This is a genomic window from Streptomyces sp. NPDC002513, assembly GCF_053595355.1.
Map to the genome: position 1 here is coordinate 83,187 of NZ_JBSFXK010000013.1, position 17,153 is coordinate 100,339.

General features: G+C 70.2%; 15 protein-coding genes. 10 read left to right on the forward strand and 5 right to left on the reverse strand.

All coding sequences use genetic code 11. The features are described from left to right. Positions 1–43: 43 nt before the first annotated feature. Complete coding sequence (locus ACWD5Q_RS12140) at positions 44–286, reverse strand: helix-turn-helix transcriptional regulator (protein ID WP_094056861.1); 243 nt, start codon at positions 284–286, stop codon at positions 44–46. Positions 287–765: 479 nt separating this feature from the next. On the opposite strand from ACWD5Q_RS12140, the gene ACWD5Q_RS12145 reads away from it, so the two are divergent. Together ACWD5Q_RS12145 and ACWD5Q_RS12150 are read left to right on the forward strand one after the other, a co-directional pair. Continuing rightward, complete coding sequence (locus ACWD5Q_RS12145) at positions 766–1,062, forward strand: helix-turn-helix domain-containing protein (protein ID WP_390682967.1); 297 nt, start codon at positions 766–768, stop codon at positions 1,060–1,062. Between the two features lies 1 nt (position 1,063). Next, entirely contained in the window at positions 1,064–2,401 is a 1,338-nt protein-coding gene (locus ACWD5Q_RS12150; protein ID WP_058081476.1) for a tyrosine-type recombinase/integrase, read from the forward strand. Between the two features lie 76 nt (positions 2,402–2,477). On the opposite strand, the gene ACWD5Q_RS12155 is transcribed toward ACWD5Q_RS12150, so the two are convergent. Beyond that, on the reverse strand, positions 2,478–2,975 hold the full coding sequence (locus ACWD5Q_RS12155; RefSeq protein ID WP_451426901.1) for a hypothetical protein: 498 nt from the start codon (positions 2,973–2,975) through the stop codon (positions 2,478–2,480). Positions 2,976–3,546: 571 nt separating this feature from the next. Here ACWD5Q_RS12155 and hemL point away from each other — a divergent pair. From hemL to ACWD5Q_RS12195, 8 genes are all read left to right on the forward strand, one after another. Beyond that, positions 3,547–4,866, forward strand: a complete 1,320-nt coding sequence (hemL, locus tag ACWD5Q_RS12160) for a glutamate-1-semialdehyde 2,1-aminomutase (RefSeq protein WP_451426902.1) — start codon at positions 3,547–3,549, stop codon at positions 4,864–4,866. Beyond that, on the forward strand, positions 4,863–5,537 hold the full coding sequence (locus tag ACWD5Q_RS12165; RefSeq protein WP_451426903.1) for a histidine phosphatase family protein: 675 nt from the start codon (positions 4,863–4,865) through the stop codon (positions 5,535–5,537). The genes hemL and ACWD5Q_RS12165 overlap by 4 nt, the downstream gene beginning before the upstream one ends. 294 nt (positions 5,538–5,831) lie before the next feature. Then, positions 5,832–7,163 (forward strand): hypothetical protein, encoded by a 1,332-nt coding sequence (locus ACWD5Q_RS12170; protein WP_451426904.1) that lies wholly within the window; start codon positions 5,832–5,834, stop codon positions 7,161–7,163. Between the two features lie 66 nt (positions 7,164–7,229). Next, positions 7,230–7,865 (forward strand): TlpA family protein disulfide reductase, encoded by a 636-nt coding sequence (locus ACWD5Q_RS12175; RefSeq protein WP_451426905.1) that lies wholly within the window; start codon positions 7,230–7,232, stop codon positions 7,863–7,865. Between the two features lies 1 nt (position 7,866). Beyond that, positions 7,867–8,640, forward strand: a complete 774-nt coding sequence (locus tag ACWD5Q_RS12180) for a cytochrome c biogenesis CcdA family protein (RefSeq protein WP_451426906.1) — start codon at positions 7,867–7,869, stop codon at positions 8,638–8,640. Between the two features lie 3 nt (positions 8,641–8,643). Next, positions 8,644–10,479 carry a cytochrome c biogenesis protein ResB gene (gene resB, locus ACWD5Q_RS12185; RefSeq protein ID WP_451426907.1) on the forward strand — a complete coding sequence of 612 codons (1,836 nt, stop codon included), beginning with the start codon at positions 8,644–8,646 and terminating at the stop codon, positions 10,477–10,479. Next, positions 10,476–11,558: a c-type cytochrome biogenesis protein CcsB gene (gene ccsB / locus ACWD5Q_RS12190; RefSeq protein WP_451426908.1), complete on the forward strand. Its 1,083-nt coding sequence runs from the start codon at positions 10,476–10,478 to the stop codon at positions 11,556–11,558. The genes resB and ccsB overlap by 4 nt, the downstream gene beginning before the upstream one ends. A 191-nt stretch (positions 11,559–11,749) precedes the next feature. Continuing rightward, on the forward strand, positions 11,750–12,160 hold the full coding sequence (locus ACWD5Q_RS12195) for an SRPBCC domain-containing protein (RefSeq protein WP_451426909.1): 411 nt from the start codon (positions 11,750–11,752) through the stop codon (positions 12,158–12,160). Positions 12,161–12,171: 11 nt separating this feature from the next. Here the strand turns inward: ACWD5Q_RS12195 and ACWD5Q_RS12200 are convergent, their stop codons facing one another. The 3 genes from ACWD5Q_RS12200 to ACWD5Q_RS12210 form a co-directional block, all read right to left on the reverse strand. Continuing rightward, positions 12,172–13,716: an ABC transporter substrate-binding protein gene (locus tag ACWD5Q_RS12200; protein ID WP_451426910.1), complete on the reverse strand. Its 1,545-nt coding sequence runs from the start codon at positions 13,714–13,716 to the stop codon at positions 12,172–12,174. Between the two features lie 127 nt (positions 13,717–13,843). After that, positions 13,844–15,931: a hypothetical protein gene (locus ACWD5Q_RS12205; protein ID WP_451426911.1), complete on the reverse strand. Its 2,088-nt coding sequence runs from the start codon at positions 15,929–15,931 to the stop codon at positions 13,844–13,846. Between the two features lie 162 nt (positions 15,932–16,093). Further along, complete coding sequence (locus tag ACWD5Q_RS12210; RefSeq protein ID WP_451426912.1) at positions 16,094–17,152, reverse strand: sulfite oxidase; 1,059 nt, start codon at positions 17,150–17,152, stop codon at positions 16,094–16,096. Between the last annotated feature and the right edge of the window lies 1 nt (position 17,153).

The window sequence follows — 17,153 nt, forward strand, 5'->3', positions numbered from 1 at the left end:
GGTGGCTCGCGGAGAGCCGCTTCGCTGTCCCGGCAGGGCGGCTTCAGGCCGTGAGGTCGTACGCGGACTGGGCGTTCACCCAGGCGTCCACCTCGGACCAGCGGTAGCGGAGGTGGCGGCCGACCTTGTGCACGTTGGGGCCGAGGCCCCGGTACTTCCACTGGTAGAGCGTTTTCACCGGCACCCCGAGATAGGCAGCGACTTCCGCCGGGGTGGCCAACGGGCCGCGCCGGGCAGCGTCGGCGGAGGAAGGGGCGTTCGCGCTGCGGAGAGAGGTATTCGGCACAGGGCTCCTTTTCGGTCTTGGACAGCGTGCCTGGACAACACAGCCACACCGCCAGCGAAGAAGTCCAGCGTTGGTTCTAAAACTCTCCACTAATTCCCTCGGCGTGGCTGGGAGGGGTAATAACCGTAGAGGTGGATCGGCCGTTGACCAAAAAGTTGGCGACTACCTCCTCATCCCTGATCGCCCGGGGGGCACCGACCGGGCCCGTCTCGTCGGTTGGTGCAGGCCGGAGCCTGTCTGGGCAGGTGATCAGGTGAGCTGAAGCAAGCGGTGAGCACATCATCGGTTACCGGCTCAAAACGCCCAAAGTTCACGCGTGACGGCAAGTTAGCACGGCGACTCCCGGAATTACTCGTCCGTGCCTCGTGAATGGGCGAGATAAACGCCACGCCGCCCCACGGTCACCCTGCAACGACTTCTGTAGAGTTTTAGAGCCAACTCTTGCCATAAAGGTCGGCTGCAAGTTACAGCTACCTGTCATGGCAACTCGACCCGTTGAAATAGGCCCCGCCGGCCTCCACGCCGCCCGCGCCATAGAGCGAATACGCATCGCGCGCGGCCTGACCCAGCACCAGCTGGCTGCCCGATGCACCGCGCTGGGCCGCCCGATGTGTAACACAGCCCTCAGCCGCACCGAGCGCGCCCACCGCCGCTGTGACGTCGACGACCTCGTCGCGATCGCCGCCGCCCTCGGCGTCTCGCACGCAGTCCTGCTGCCTCTGGAGACCTCTCCGCTCCGGACCTGGGAGCGCATTCAGGGGGTCCTTCTTGGCTGACGTGTACGACCGCTGGCACAAGTCCCACCCCAAGCCCACCGAGGCCGAGTGCGGTGAACACAAGAGCCGTACGCGGCAGATGGTCCCCACCGCCGATCATGGCGTCGGCAAGCGGTGGCAGGTCCGCTACCGCGATCTGGACGGCCGCCAGCGCAAGGAAAACTTCGACACCAAGGCTGAGGCGGACAACCGGGCCGCTGAGGTCGACGTCGAGATCCGGCGCGGTTCCTACGTCGTGCCAGCCGAGACGAAGCAGACGCTCGGCGCCTACGCACAGAAGTGGTTGGACGCGAACTCCGTCGGTCCGACGACAGCCCTCCGCTACGAGGCAACGGTCCGCAACCACATCGTCGAGCACCTCGGGCGACGCGAGCTTCGTTCCCTCAACCAGCCCTCGGTCATCCAGGGCTGGATCCGCACCCTCCAGGACGCCCGCCTGGAGGTGTCGACGATCGAGGGCATCTTCGACATCCTCTCCAGCATCCTCGGCGCGGCCGTGGAGGATGGGCTCCTGCCGAAGAACCCCTGCAAGGCGAAGTCGGTCAAGCTGCCGACCGCGACCAAGAAGAAGATCATCCCTTGGCCGCTGGAGCGCGTCCGGGCAGTCCTCGCCGGCCTGCCCAAGCGCTTCCAGGCCGGCGGCAAGCTCGCCTTTGGCTGCGGCCTGCGTCAGGGCGAGGTCTTCGGCTTTGCCGTCGAGGACATCGACTTCAAGACCGGCTGGATCCACGTCAACCGCCAGGTACGGCTCGTCGGCACGAAGCCCGTCTTCGCCCTGCCCAAGGGGAACAAGATCCGATCTGTGCCTCTACCGGCCCAGCTTGCTGCCGCCCTCAAGGCCCACACGAAGGAGTTCCCGCCGGTCGAGGTCACCCTGCCGTGGGCCAAGCCGGACGGCGAGCCGAAGACCTTCCGTCTCCTCTTCGTCGACCAGAAGGGGCGGGCCTACAACCGCAGCGTCTTCAACATGGGCGACTGGAAGCGCGCTCTGGCTGCCGCCGGCGTGATCCCTCCCCGCGAGCGCGGCGCGAGGTACCTCCAGGCGGCCCCCGAAGACGGGATGCACGCCCTCCGGCACGCCTACGCCTCCGTGCTCCTGGACGCGGGTGAGAGCATAAAGGCGCTCTCCGAGTACCTCGGCCACTCGGACCCGGGCTTCACGCTCCGGACGTACACGCACTTGCTGCCGTCCAGCGAGACCCGCACCCGCAAGGCGATCGACGACGCCTTCACGGAAACGGAAGCCGAGGCGGAAAACGACGGCGACCCACCCGCAGCCCAGGGCACATCAGCACCCCCAGCAAAACCAATGTGCCCTCAATGTGCCCTGGCCGCCTGACGGCCCTCCCCGGCACCAAAAAGGGCGAGGCCCGAAGACCCCGCCCAACCCGCAAGAAACCCCAGCTCAGAGCCGATCAGGGCCAAACCAGGCAATAAGGCTGATGCCCCGCCTCATGCAACCGATGCGAGAAGTCCTGCCATTCGTGCAGCAGTTGATACACGTTGAACGCGTCCCGGGGGCCGCCGCGGTCCGGGACCGTGGACCAGATGAACGCCGCCGCGCCCACCGCCTCCTCGCCGATGCCGCGCAGGGGGTCCACGACCGTCATCGGGAGTTTGACCACGGCGTAGTCGGGGTGCAGGACCACCAGTTCCAGCGGCGGGACCTTGTGCAGCGGGACGCCCTCGATGCCCGTGAGGACCATCGCCGCCATCGTCTCCGGCTTGATCTTGGTGAACATGCCGCCCATGCCCAGCTCGTCGCCGCCCAGTTCCTCGGGCCGCATCGAGATCGGGACGCGGGCTGCCGTGGCGCCGTCCGGCGCGCCGAAGTATTTGTACGTCACCCCCACCCGACCACCATTCCCGCTCCCTGCCCTGAGCCGGTCGACCGCGCGGCCTCTCCGCTCCATACGCGTCGCACGCTCGATTCGCTCAGGTTCAGCCGGTGACCCCTTCGAACCCTGCGTACCCTGCGCGCCTTGTGCACTCTGTGAACTCTGCGAACCCTGGGAAACCGGTTGATCCGCCGGGTGTTGGGGAACCTGGGAACCGCGCGAACCCTGCGGCTCCTGCGCCTCGTAAGGCCCCTGCGCCCGATGTGTTTCGGTTGTCTCCTCCGCGTCGCGCCGGTGCCTTCCCCGCCGGGCACGCCGAGGACCCAGATCATCGGTCCCTTCGCCCAGTCCGCCACCGCGATGCATATCTCCACCCGACTGCTGTTCTAGGACGCGTGACCCCGCCGCGCAACCCGATCATCGTGTCAGTGACCTCCCCCACGGCCGCCTGCCGAAACGTGCGGTGAAACACCTGTCCACAGGATCTTCGTGGGCCTCTGACGCCATGGTATGTGAGCTAACCGTACGAAGCCCGTTCCCCCGTGGCAGGCGGGGCTTCGTCATGCCCCACAGGCGTCCGCAGTGGTGAGGCCCTGCCCTAGTCTGGAGGGGTCCGCCGTCCGCTTCGACGTAGAAACCGCAGGTCATGACTGCACTGCCCTATAGCTATGAAGCCCCAGTTTCGCAGACTCTTTTCGAGCGCGCGGCGGCCGTCACGCCCGGCGGCGTGAACTCTCCGGTGCGCGCCTTCCGCGCCGTGGGCGGTACGCCCCGGTTCATGGTGTCCGGCAGCGGTCCCTGTCTGACCGACGCCGATGGACGAGAATACGTCGATCTTGTGTGTTCGTGGGGGCCCATGATCCTCGGGCACTCCCACCCGGAGGTGATCGCCGCCGTCCAGGAGGCCGTCGCGCGCGGTACCTCCTTCGGTACTCCCGGTGAGGGCGAGGTCGCGCTCGCCGAGGAGATCGTCGCCCGGGTGGAGCCGGTCGAGCAGGTGCGGCTCGTCTCCAGCGGGACCGAGGCCACCATGTCGGCGATCCGGCTCGCCCGCGGGTTCACCCGGCGGTCGAAGGTGGTCAAGTTCGCCGGGTGCTACCACGGGCATGTCGACTCGCTGCTCGCCGCCGCCGGCAGTGGTGTCGCCACCTTCGCCCTCCCCGACACGCCGGGCGTCACCGGTGCCCAGGCGGGGGACACGATCGTGCTGCCGTACAACGACCTCGACGCCGTGCGCGCCGCCTTCGCCGCCCACCCCGGTGAGATCGCCTGTGTGATCACCGAGGCGTCGCCCGGGAACATGGGCGTGGTGCCGCCGCTGCCCGGGTTCAACCAGGGGCTCAGCGATCTCTGCCGCGAGAACGGCGCCCTGTACATCTCGGACGAGGTCATGACCGGCTTCCGTACCAGCCGCGCGGGCTGGTACGGCATCGACGGCGTCAAGCCCGACCTCATGACCTTCGGCAAGGTCATGGGCGGCGGCTTCCCCGCGGCCGCCTTCGGGGGGCGCGCCGACGTCATGGCGCACCTCGCCCCGGCCGGGCCGGTCTACCAGGCCGGCACTCTCTCCGGGAACCCGGTCGCCACCGCCGCCGGCCTCGCCCAGCTCCGGCTCCTCGACGACGCCGCGTACGAGAAGGTCGACGCGGTGTCGGCCGAGATCCGTACGCTCGTCACGGACGCGCTCACCAAGGAAGGCGTGGCGCACCGGCTGCAGAGCGCCTCCAACATGTTCTCCGTGTTCTTCACCGACCGGCCGGTGGTGAACTACGAGGACGCGAAGGCGCAGGAGTCCTTCCGCTTCACCGCCTTCTTCCATTCCCTTCTCTCGCAGGGCGTCTATCTGCCGCCCTCGTCGTTCGAGTCCTGGTTCGTCTCCACCGCCCACGACGAGCGGGCGATCCAGCGGATCGCCGACGCGCTTCCGGCGGCGGCCCGGGCAGCAGCGGAGGCCACGGCAGCATGAGTGACATCACCATCGTCCACCTGATGCGGCACGGCGAGGTCGCCAACCCGAGCGGGGTGCTGTACGGGCGGCTGCCCGGCTACCACCTCTCCGAACTCGGCCGGCAGATGGCCGAGCGGGTCGCCGAGCACCTCTCCTCCCGGGACGTCACCCATGTCGTCGCCTCCCCGCTGGAGCGGGCCCAGGAGACGGCCACCCCGATCGCCAAGGCGCACGGGCTCGACCTCGCCGTCGACGAGCGGCTCATCGAGGCCGAGAACGTGTTCCAGGGCAAGACCTTCGGGGTCGGCGACGGCGCGCTGCGGCGGCCGGAGAACTGGAAGCACCTGGTCAACCCGTTCAAGCCGTCGTGGGGCGAGCCCTACGTGGAGCAGGTGGTCCGGATGATGGCGGCGCTGGAAGCCGCCAAGGACGCCGCGCGCGGTCATGAGGCCGTGTGCGTCAGCCACCAGCTGCCGATCTGGATCGTGCGCAGCTTCGTGGAGAAGCGGCGGCTGTGGCACGATCCGCGCAAGCGGCAGTGCACGCTCGCCTCGCTGACCACGTTCACGTACCAGGGCGACAAGATCGTGTCCGTGGGGTACAGCGAGCCGGCCCGGGACCTGGTGCCGGCTCATCTGCTGGCGGGCGCCAAGCCGGTGAAGGGGGCGGGCAAGGCGTTCGGCGCCTGAGCGCGTGAGGGTCTGACGCGGTCGGGGCCCGCCGAGTACGTTGCGGTGTACGCCTTCGGCAAGGCGTACACCCGCGGCACGGCGGACGGCGCGCGGCGCGCGGCGCGCGGTTTGCGGCGTACGGCTTACGGTTTACGCCAAGGCGTACGCTTCGTTACAAGGCGTATTCAGTACTTTCATCCCCTGGGTTTTTCGCAAAATTCCCCCTACGCAGGCCGGTTGGGCGGAACTTTCCTCTCCGTCGCCCCATCTCATGGTGTGACCACTGAGCGGGTGCTAGGAGATGGGGACGGGATGCGGGACATCAGCCGACGGGGACTGATCGGGCTCGGGGCGGGCACCGCCGCCGCTATGGGACTGGCCGCGTGCGGCTCCCAGGGGCTGAACGACAGCCAGCCCGGCCGCGGTTCCGGCAAGGGGGGCTCCGATGCCTCCGGCGGCCCCACGGCCACGGCGCGTCCGCTGGGTGACGGCTCCACCGCCGACACCGGCAAGCAGCCGTACCAGCCGGGCAAGCCGGTGCCCCTGGAGCCCGGCGAGACCCCGCCGCAGTTCGTGGTCTTCTCCTGGGACGGCGCCGGCGAGGTCGGCAACGGTCTCTTCCCGCGCTTCCTGGACCTCGCCAAGGAGCACGGCGCGCACATGACCTTCTTCCTCTCCGGGCTCTATCTGCTGCCCGAGTCGAAGAAGCGCAAGTACCTTCCGCCGAACAACCTGCCCGGCGCCTCCGACATCGGCTACCTCAACGACACGCACGTCAGGGCCACGCTCGACAACGTGCGCCGTGCCTGGCTGGAGGGGCATGAGATAGGCACCCACTTCAACGGGCACTTCTGCGGTGAGGGCCACGGCTCGGTGAAGTGGTGGACGCCCAAGCAGTGGGACAGCGAGATCCAGCAGGCCAAGGCCTTCGTCAAGGAGTGGAAGACCAACACGGGCTGGCACGACCTGCCGCCCCTGCCCTTCGACTACGACAAGGAACTCGTCGGCGGCCGGACGCCCTGTCTGCTCGGCCAGGACAACCTGCTGCCCACCGCCCGCAAACTCGGCTGGCGCTATGACGCCTCCTCGCCCGGCGGCCTCCAGGTGTGGCCGACGAAGCTGAACGGGATCTGGAATCTGCCGCTCCAGGAAGTTCCCTTCCCGGGGCGCAAGTTCCAGGTGCTGTCGATGGACTACAACATGATGTTCAACCAGTCGCAGAACTCGACCAAGGCACCCGCCTACAACTACCCCGCCTGGCGTCAGCAGTCCGCGGGTGCCTATATAGCCGGGTTCCAGCGGGCATATGAGACAAACCGGGCGCCGTTCTTCATAGGCAACCATTTCGAGCACTGGAACGGCGGCATCTACATGGATTCCGTCGAGGAGGCCTTCAAGCACATCGCGCGCGAGAAGGAGAAGGGCGCCGATGTGCGCCTGGTCTCTTTCCGGCAGTTCGTCGACTGGATCGACGTCCAGAAGCCCGAGGTGCTCGCCAAGCTGCGCACGCTCGAAGTCGGCCAGCGGCCGGTCGGCGGCTGGAAGGAGTTCCTCTCCGGCACCGGCACCGGCACCAGCACCAGCACCAGCACCGGCACCGGCACCGTCGCCGGCACGTCGAGCGCCCCCTCAAAGGCCGCCTGAAATGCGGTTTTCCACCCGCAAGGGGGGTGCGCAAGATCCCCGGAACGGACATGCGAAACTTTTCACATGAGTGCCGCCCGCCGCACCCCCCAGCGCCTGAACCGCACCCGTAGCCGCAGTCGCCGCCGCGCGGCCCTGGCCACCGCCGGGGCCGCCGTCGCGGCGCTTGCGCTGTCCGCCTGCGGTTCCGGCGGCACCTCCGGGGGTTCCGGCCAGACCAACTTCATCACGGGCAAGGACGGCATCGCGACCGTCAAGAAGGGCGACCGGGCCGCCGCCCCCGATCTGTCCGGCACGACGATCGACGGCCAGAAGCTCGACGTCGCGTCCTACAAGGGCAAGGTCGTCGTCATCAACGTCTGGGGCTCCTGGTGCCCGCCGTGCCGCGCGGAGGCGACGAACTTCGTCAAGGTCGCGCAGGACACCGCGGACAAGGGCGTCCAGTTCGTCGGCATCAACACCCGCGACACCAGCACCGAGCCGGCCCGCGCCTTCGAGAAGCAGTACGGGGTCACGTATCCGAGCCTGTACGACCCGACCGGCCGGCTGATGCTCCGGTTCAAGAAGGGCACCCTGAACCCGCAGGCGATCCCCTCCACGCTGGTCCTCGACCGCGACGGGAGGATCGCCGCGCGAACGCTGCAGCCCCTCACCGAGGAGAAGTTGCGCGGGATGCTCGACCCGGTCGTCGCGGAGAAGTGACGTGAGCGGAGTGTCCCTGCTCGCCGCGGCCGGCGACCCGAACCAGACGGTCCTCAACGGGGCACTGCTGGTCGCCCTTCCGGTCGCCCTCCTCGGCGGTCTCGTCTCCTTCTTCTCGCCGTGCGTGCTGCCGCTCGTGCCCGGCTACCTCTCCTACGTCACCGGGGTCGCCGGCACCGACCTCGCCGAGGCCAGGCGGGGCCGGATGGCCTCGGGCGCCGGGCTGTTCGTGCTCGGCTTCACCGTCGTGTTCGTGTCCGGCGGGGCGCTGTTCGGGTACTTCGGGCAGACGCTGCAGGAGTACAACGGCACCCTCACCAAGGTGCTCGGCGCGCTCATGATCCTGCTGGGCGTCTTCTTCATGGGCCTGATGCCCTGGCTCACCCAGCGAGAGTTCCGCTTCCACCGGCGCCCCGCCGGCGGACTGGTGGGCGCGCCCCTCCTCGGCGCGCTCTTCGGTATCGGCTGGACCCCGTGCATCGGCCCCACCCTCGCCTCCGTGCAGGCGCTCTCCTTCAGCCAGGCGAGCGCCGGACGCGGGGCGCTGCTGACCGTCGCGTACTGCCTCGGCCTCGGCATCCCCTTCGTGCTCGCCGCGGTCGCCTTCCGCAAGGCGCTCGGCGCGTTCGGCTGGGTCAAGCGCCACTATGTCTGGGTGATGCGCATCGGCGGCTCGATGATGATCGTGACCGGCCTGCTGCTGCTGACCGGCGTCTGGGACGGGATCGTGCAGCAGATGCAGAGCTGGTCCGGCGGCTTCACGGTGGGGGTCTGATCCATGAGCGACACACGGAGCACCGACGTGCACAGCGAGACGACGGACACCACCCCCCACGGCGATCTCGGTGAGGCCGGTTCGCGCCTGTCCACCGCCCCCGCCGAGGTCGTCATGCCCGGCTCCTTCGGCGGCTCCCGGGCGCCCGGCGCCTGGGGCTGGATCACCTGGACCGCGCGCGAGGCCACCGGCTGGGCCCGCTGGTTCTGGCGGCAGCTGACCTCCATGCGGGTCGCGCTGATCCTGCTCTTCCTGCTCTCGCTCGGTGCGATCCCCGGCTCCCTGATCCCGCAGACCGGCACCGACGCGCTGAAGGTGCAGGACTTCCAGGACACCCACAAGACGCTGGGCCCGATCTACGACAAGCTCGGGCTGTTCCACGTGTACAGCTCGGTGTGGTTCTCGGCGATCTACATCCTGCTGTTCGTGTCGCTCATCGGCTGCATCGTCCCGCGCACCTGGCAGTTCGTCGGCCAGCTCAGGGGCCGCCCGCCGGCCGCGCCCAAGCGGCTGACCCGGCTGCCCGCGTACGCGACCTGGCGCACCGACGCCGACCCCGAGCTGGTCCGCGAGGTCGCGCTCAAGGTGCTCAGGCAGCGCCGCTTCCGGGCGCACTCCCCCAAGCTCTCGGCTTCGCTCGAGCAGGGAGGGACCCCCATCGGGGACGCGGTCGCGGCCGAGAAGGGCTATCTGCGGGAGGCCGGCAACCTGGCCTTCCACATCGCCCTGATCGTGATGCTGATCGCCTTCGCCTGGGGCCAGCTCTTCAAGTCCGAGGGCAACAAGCTGATCGTCGAGGGCGACGGTTTCTCCAACACCCTCACCCAGTACGACGACTTCAAGTCCGGCAACCTCTTCACCGACGACGACCTGGTGCCGTTCAGCTTCCGACTGAACAAGTTCACGGGCACGTACGAGCGCACCGGCCCCAACAAGGGCACCCCGCGCACGTACCAGGCGAACATCACCTACAACGTGGGCGCCTACGGCAAGGACCGGCAGACCGCCGTCAAGGTCAACGAGCCGCTGAACATCGGCGACGCGAAGGTCTACCTCGTCAGCCACGGGTACGCGCCCGTCGTGACCGTCCGCGACGGCAAGGGCGACGTCGTCTTCCGCGGCGCCGTGCCGCTGCTGCCGATCGACTCCAACGTCACCTCCCAGGGCGCCGTCAAGGTCTACGACGGCTACCGCAACGCCCAGGGGCAGCCCGACCAGCTCGGCTTCGCCGCCTTCTTCGTGCCGACCTTCGCCGGCGCCGGCAAGGGCACGATGTTCTCCCAGTTCCCGGCGCTGGACTTCCCGGTGCTCGCGGTGTCCGCGTACCACGGCGACCTGGGCGTCAACTCGGGCATCCCGCAGAACGTGTACCAGCTCGACACGAAGAACCTGAAGCCGTTCAAGGACGCCAAGGGCAACCTCGTCAAGGCCCGTCTGCTGCCCGGCGAGACCATGCGGCTGCCCGGCGGCAACGGCTCGATCACCTTCGACAAACAGGTCAAGGAGTGGGCCGGCTTCCAGATCGTGCAGCAGCCGGCGACCGGCTGGGCGCTCGGCGGTTCCGTCACCGCGATCTTCGGTCTGGCCGGCTCCCTGTTCATCCAGCGCCGCCGCGTCTGGGTGCGGGCCACGGCCGGCCCCGACGGGGTCACCGTCGTGGAGATGGCGGGCCTCGGCCGCAGCGAGTCCGCGAAGCTGCCCGAGGAACTCGGCGACCTGGCCGCGCTCGTCCACGACCAGGCACCCACCAAGACCGACGAGATGGAAGACGCCGACCCCGATCAGGAGCCGGGCGCCGACACCCCCGTACCCGCCGCTGAAGGGGCTCAGAAGAAGTGACCCTAGCCACCGCCACCAACGAACACCTCGCGAACATCAGCAACACGCTGATCTACTCCGCGATGGCCGTCTACACCCTGGCCTTCTTCGCGTACATCGCCGAATGGCTCTTCGGCAGCCGCAGCAAGGTCGCCCGCACCGCCCACGCCCTCACCGCGGACGCCGCGCCGCAGGCCCAGGCGCCCGCCGTCACGGTCAGCAAGGCCGGGGGCACCGCGGTGCTGGAGCGCCCGAAGGTCGTGACCCGCGCCGCGGCCGGCGCCCGTGACGTGCCGGACGGTCCCGGCGCCCACGGCGGTGACGTCCAGGGCGACCTCTACGGCCGGATCGCCGTGGCCCTGACCGTGCTCGCCTTCCTCGTGGAGCTGGCCGGTGTCGTCGCCCGCGCGGCCTCCGTGGAGCGGGCGCCGTGGGGCAACATGTACGAGTTCAACATCACCTTCTCCACGGTCGCCGTCGGCGTGTACCTCGGGCTGCTCGCGCTGCGGAAGAACGTGCGCTGGCTCGGCCTGTTCCTCACCACCGCGGTCCTGCTCGACCTCGGTCTCGCCGTCACCGTCCTCTACACGGCCAGCGACCAGCTCGTCCCCGCGCTCCACTCGTACTGGCTGTACATCCACGTCTCCACCGCGATCTTCTGCGGCGCGGTCCTCTACGTCGGCGCGATCGCCACGCTGCTCTACCTCTTCAAGGACTCCTACGAGAACAAGCTCGCCGGCGGCGGCAAGCCCGGCGCCTTCGCCACCTCGGTCCTGGAGCGGCTGCCCGCCTCGGCGACCCTCGACAAGTTCGCCTACCGCGTGAACGCCGCCGTCTTCCCGCTGTGGACGTTCACGATCATCGCGGGCGCCATCTGGGCCGAGTCCGCCTGGGGCCGCTACTGGGGCTGGGACCCGAAGGAGACCTGGGCCTTCATCACCTGGGTCGCGTACGCCTGCTATCTGCACGCCCGCTCCACGGCCGGCTGGAAGGGCCGCAAGGCCGCGTACATCGCGCTCATCGCCTTCGGCTGCTGGCTGTTCAACTACTACGGCGTGAACATCTTCGTGGGCGGCAAGCACTCCTACGCGGGCGTGTAGGTCCCCCGCGGAGAAGGCCGGTTCCCTGCCGCGAAGGCCGGTTCCCGGTGACCTGAGTCACCGGAAACCGGCCTTTGTCGTACGGACAGGGGCACGGGCGTGAGCACGGTGCTCCCGCGGGCCGTGGCCGACCAGGCGGGGGAGCGGCCGTCACACGTGCGGAACCTGGGCCGCCGGGCCAGGCTGGTGTCATGACCAATCCCATCGAAGAGGGCATCGCCGAGCATCGGGGGGATCTGCACATACGCCACTACCTGCTGCGTCTGGCCCGGCCCGTGGAGGAGGTCTGGCCCGCCCTCGCCACCTCCGCGGGCCTGGGGGAGTGGCTGGCCGCCGCCGAGCCGTTCGAGCCACGGCTCGGCGGGGCGGTGGCGCTCCGGCTGCCGGAGGGCACGGCCCGGGGCCGGATCACGGCATGGGACGTGGAACGGGTCGCCGAGTACACCGTGGAGGGCCGCGGCCGTATCCGCTTCCACCTGGAGCCGGGCCGCCCGGCGGGCACCACCGTGCGCTTCACGCACGAGAGCGGGCAGGACGTCGACCCGGGCTGGCGGGAGCGCTTCGAGCGGCTGCTCGCCGTCGTGGAGGCCGACGTCCTCTGACGGGACGGGACTCACGCCGGCGGCAGGCACTCCTTGGCGGGCGGCTTGCCCTCCGGCCAGGCGAGCTTCACGAACCGCGATCCGCCCGACGGTGTCAGTTCCACGATCGCCACGGCCTTGTCGTAGGGGTTGCCGTGTCCGTCGAGGCAGATCCAGCCGCTGGCCCCGTTCACCCGGTGCGAGCCCTTGATGTACGCCCACTCGTTGACCACGTCGGCGAGCGGCGGTACGGCCTGCCCGGACGGTGTGGCCTCCCGCAGCCCCTGCACCGTGAGCCGTATACCGTCGTATCCGATGATCAGCTGTCCGTCCTCCAGGGCCGTCGGCCCGATCGGCCCGACGGGCTCGCTCCTGCTCAGGGCGAGCAGATCGTCCAGCGCCTTCGCGTCCGCGGTGCTGCCGCCCGTCGCCGGGGTGTCCGTCTTCCAGGCGTCAGGGTGGGCCAGCGAGGTGTAGCGGACGGCGAGATTCCGGTTGAGGGCGTCCCGGTTGAGCTTTCCGTCGCCGGTGAGATACGACCCCTCGTCCCCCGTGAGCACGGTGAGCCTGCGGTCCGTGCAGCCCCGGTTCCCCAACGCGTTGACGAACTGGCGCAGTTGGGTGTGGCGTCCGGCGAACAGGATCGTGTTCATGGACGCCGGGGTGTCGCACACGAGGGACGCGATCTGCCGGAACTGGTTCCCGGTCGTGCCGTCCTGCGTGCGGTCGGCGGGTGGAGTGAACGACTGCGCCTCGATCCGCGCCCCGGACAGCAGCCGCTGGAAGGAGTTCTGGAGCGTCCGGGTGTAGGGGTCGCCCGGCTTGTCGTACACCAGCAGCGCCCGCCCGCCCGACACCTTGGCGAACGCCGCGAGGGCACGGGCCTCGTCGGTGTTGGTGGGGGAGACCCGGGCCAGCCCCGGGTAGGGGTCCGTGCCGCCCTGTCCGTTGGCCAGGTCGTCGGCGGTGATCGAGGTGCCGACCACGGGGATGCCGAGCCGGGTCAGCGCCTGGACCGCCTTCTTGTTGGGGTCGGTGCTCTGCCCTATCCCGGCCACCGCTCGCAGGGTGTCCGGGCCTTTGGCCATCGCGTCCAGCCGGTCGACGACGGTCTGCCAGTACGCCCCGTCCGCACCGGGGTTGGCGAGGACGAGCCGGATCGACGGAGACTGGCCCGTGATGTCGTGGTTGGCCTGGTACTGGGCCAGATAGGCGCCCTGCAACTGGTGCTGGATGTCGTTGAGGCTGGCCGGGGCGGACGCCGTGAACGGCAGGAACAGCGCGACGGTCACATAGCTGCCGGGTTTGAGCCGGTGGTTCTCGCGGTCGATCGCCCGCACGGTGGCGGTGAACCGGGAACGCCCGAAGTCGTACGCCGTCGCCGACACCCCCACGCAGTCGTCGCTGTCCTGGGGACGGGACACCCCCGGCGCGCACGAACGGTCCTCCTTGGTCATCACGAGACCGGACCACACGGCGGCGGCCACGACCACCGCGGCCAGCAGCAGCGCCACATACCGGCGGAAGCGAATCTCCCAGACGTCCTCGCGCAGCCATCTCCACAGCCGTACCGCCATCACCGACCCCCGTCCTCGTACGAACCCGTCGTGCCCGTCGTCCCCGGACCGCAGGGCATGCCCCTGACGTCCGCCGCTCCCGTACCGCTCGCCGCTTCCGTACCACCGGCCACGTGAGCCACGCCCGTCACTCCTGCCCCTCGTCCTCGCCCGGGACGCGCAGGGGACGGCCGGCCAGCGCGTCCGCGGGCCAGTCGCGGGAGGCGCGCCACAGCAGGGTCGTGCCGCCGGGCCGCAGATTCGAGAGCTGCTCCAGCTCGAAACGCAGCCGCTCGGCCACCTCGGGGTCGGGCAGCACCAGCGGATCGGTCAGCTGCCACACCGCGTGCAGCAGCCGGCGCACGCGCAGATGCAGGGCGGCGTCCACGCCCTCCGGCGGCCGCAGTGCCCGGTCCGTACGGCCGAGCGCCACCGCGGCCCGGTGGTCGCGGCCGACGAAGTCGTGGCCCTCGGGGTCGTGCGCGTGGTAGTAGGGCGCGGACGCGATGAAGACCAGCGCGGACAGCCAGGCGCCGACCTCCGTGACCGGGAAGGTGTCCCGCAGCTCGTCCACCGCGAAGTCGGCCTTGCCGAGGGCGAGTTCGTGGTGCAGCCGGTAGCGGGCCGCGTCCGCGGTGTCCCGTTCGCCGTAGTGGTCGATGACCGCCCGGTGGACCGCCTGCCACTGCGTGTGGCCCGCGTCGAGGTGGTGCAGCCGCAGCAGGAGCAGCGCCCGCAGGAACGGGTCGCCGACGAACTGCCCGTCCGCCGTCGGCCACCCTTCCTCGGCGAGCCGCTCCTGCAGCCCGAGCACCCCGGCCGCGCCGAAGTCGTCCGGGAGCCGTTCCTCGGCGAGTGCCAGCGCCGAGTCCCGGTCGTGCGCGGCGGCGAGCACGGTCAGCTCGTCGAGCCGGCCGCCCGGCACCAGCCGGTCGAGCAGTTCCCGGTAGGCGGGGCGGCCGTCGTGGTCCGCGTGGAGGGCGACGTCCGCGGTGAGCAGCGCACCGAGGGACCGGGCTCCGTGGGGCAGGTTCTGCCGGGCCGACTCGGCGAGCAGGGTGATGCCGAGCGGGCTGCCGCCGGTCAGCCGGTGGGTGGCGTGCGGAAGCTGGGGCGGCATCTGCCGGCCCTGGCACGCGGCGCCCACGATGTGCAGGGTGTCGTCGGGCGTCAGCGGCGGGAGCGTCACGACCAGTGCGCGGGAGGACGGGGAGGCACCCGGCTCCCAGCCGGTGGTGCGGGCGACCTCGGGCAGCGCGCGGCGCCCGGCGTTCCGGAGGGCGGGGAGGGTGTACCCGCGCAGGGCCGAGAACAGGACGACCTGGTCGCGGATGCCGTCCGCACGGTCGCGCAGGACGGACTCCATGAGGCCGCGCCCGGCGGGCGCCTGCACGTTGTCGATCAGTACGACCGGGCGGCCCAGCCGGTGGGAGCGCTGCACCATCCCGGCGTACGCGTCGTCGAGGTCGGCCAGCAGGGCCCGCACGAGATAGCGCTCGGCGTGGGTGCGGGAGTCGCCGCCCGCCCGGAAGTGCCCCGAGAGCAGGATCAGCCCCAGCTTGGGGTTGCCGCCCGCGTTCGGGTAGTCCCGGTACCAGGTGGCGGCCCTCCGCAGCCGCCGGTGGGTCGGCGAGACCCCCTCGCTGAAGGACTCCAGGGTCGCCTCGATGATCGGCTCGACGACGGGCCCGGTGTTCGACATCGAGGCGATGAGCTTGGCGGCCACCTTGCCCACCCAGCGCCCCGCGAACCCGTCGAGGAAGGACCGGGCGTCGTTCAGCAGCAGGATCCGCTCGGCCTCCTGCCGGATGCGCGGCACGTCCCGGTCGCTCCAGCCGCCCGCCGCGACGGCGAGCAGCCCCGAGGCGAGCCGCGGGAAATTGATCCGTCCCGCGCCTTTCACCGGTTCGGCGAGCTGCTCGGCGATGGTCGTGAGGGCCTGGGCGAGGGGCGACCACGCCTCGCCGGGCCGTTCCGGGGGCGGCGCCGCGAACTGCGCCTCCTCGGCGTCGATCAGCGCGAGGGGCGTATGCCCCTGGTAGGCGGTGCGCGTCTCGGCGAGCACGGCGCTCTTGCCGAGCCCGCGCCCGCCCGCGAACACCACGAACGGCAGGTCGCCCTGATGTTCGTACGGTGAGGAGCGGAGCTGGTACGGACGCAGACCGACGAGCCGCGCAGCGAGGCCGGGCGGGTCGGTGTCGAACAGCGGCCCCCGGCCGTGCAGCGGTCTGTGCACCGCGTCTCCCCCCGGAGCGGTCCGATCCGATGTGCTGCTGTGAGGTCTACCAAGAGCAGTGTAAAAAGGGGGAGTTGGTTCGGACTAGGGCGCGTGGTGTCGTTTGGGTGACGAAAGTCGTCCGCTGTCGGCCGGAGATGATCGCCCCGCTTCAGCCGGCCGTCACGGGTGGCAGGTGACGTGCAGGCCGGCCCAGGAGTTGTTGGCGTACCCCCTGGGGTTCCAGACCGTCGCCGGCGATTCGGGCTCCACGGCTCCGGTGGAGTCCCAGGCGCGGGCGAGAAGCTCCGTCTCGCCCACGGGCAGCGTGAGCGTGGCGCGCCAGTGCTGCCACGTCCAGGGGTTCTCCGGTGGGTCCAGATCGGCGTGGGTCCAGCTTCTGCCGTTGTCGGGGGAGACGTCCACGCGGGTCACGGTGCGGTCGTCCCCGGCGAGGGCGAAGCCGGTGATCTCGGTCGGCCCGGCAGGGAGCCAGGCGTCCTTGCCGGGCTGGAGGATGGCGCAGTGGAGGGCGAGCGGGCCCAGCGTGATGCCGTCGCCCGGTCCGGCCGTGTGCGGATCGGCTTCCGGCGGCAGGATGCTGTATTCGGTCTGGAAGTAGTTGTCGGACGGTTCGGCCTGTGCGGTGATGCGCTGGAGCCATTTGACGCTGCGCGCGCCGATCCAGCCCGGGACGACCACGCGCAGCGGCGCGCCGTGCGCGGCGGGCAGTGTCTCGTCGTTCATCGCCCAGGCCAGCAGCACCTCGCCGGAGAGCGCCTTCGCCACCGGAAGGGAGCCGCCGAAGGGCCCCGGCGGGTCGGCCTGCTGCGATACGTCGGTGCCGGTGAAGGCGATATGGGCCGCCTCCTCCCGCAGTCCGGCCTCCGCCAGTACGTCCGCCAGGCTCACCCCGCTCCAGCACGCGGTGGAGGTGGCCGCCGGGCCCCAGGGGACCTGGCCCGGTATGTCGCGGAACTCCATGAGGTCGGCGCGGCGGTTGCCCGCGCACTGCAGTGTCGCCACCACTGTCCGCTCGGGGAAGCGGCGCCGCAGTTCGTCGATCGACCATTCACCTGTGCGGTCGACCAGGCCGTCCACCCGCAGCCGCCAGCGGGCCGCGTCGATGCGGGGGATCGGCCCGTGATTGCGGCTGTAGAAGGTGTCCAGGGGGGTGAGCTGCGCCACGAGGGCGCCGGGGGGTGGTTCGGCGTTGTACGGCTCGGTCTCATGCACCAGCATG

Bases quoted from the DNA above. Each gene is read 5' to 3' on its own strand.
- ACWD5Q_RS12145 (WP_390682967.1), top strand. From the start codon at position 766: ATGGCAACTCGACCCGTTGAAATAGGCCCCGCCGGCCTCCACGCCGCC.
- ACWD5Q_RS12155 (WP_451426901.1), bottom strand. From the start codon at position 2,975: ATGGAGCGGAGAGGCCGCGCGGTCGACCGGCTCAGGGCAGGGAGCGGG.
- hemL (WP_451426902.1), top strand. From the start codon at position 3,547: ATGACTGCACTGCCCTATAGCTATGAAGCCCCAGTTTCGCAGACTCTT.
- ACWD5Q_RS12165 (WP_451426903.1), top strand. From the start codon at position 4,863: ATGAGTGACATCACCATCGTCCACCTGATGCGGCACGGCGAGGTCGCC.
- ACWD5Q_RS12170 (WP_451426904.1), top strand. From the start codon at position 5,832: ATGCGGGACATCAGCCGACGGGGACTGATCGGGCTCGGGGCGGGCACC.
- ACWD5Q_RS12175 (WP_451426905.1), top strand. From the start codon at position 7,230: ATGAGTGCCGCCCGCCGCACCCCCCAGCGCCTGAACCGCACCCGTAGC.
- resB (WP_451426907.1), top strand. From the start codon at position 8,644: ATGAGCGACACACGGAGCACCGACGTGCACAGCGAGACGACGGACACC.
- ACWD5Q_RS12195 (WP_451426909.1), top strand. From the start codon at position 11,750: ATGACCAATCCCATCGAAGAGGGCATCGCCGAGCATCGGGGGGATCTG.
- ACWD5Q_RS12200 (WP_451426910.1), bottom strand. From the start codon at position 13,716: ATGGCGGTACGGCTGTGGAGATGGCTGCGCGAGGACGTCTGGGAGATT.
- ACWD5Q_RS12210 (WP_451426912.1), bottom strand. From the start codon at position 17,152: ATGCTGGTGCATGAGACCGAGCCGTACAACGCCGAACCACCCCCCGGC.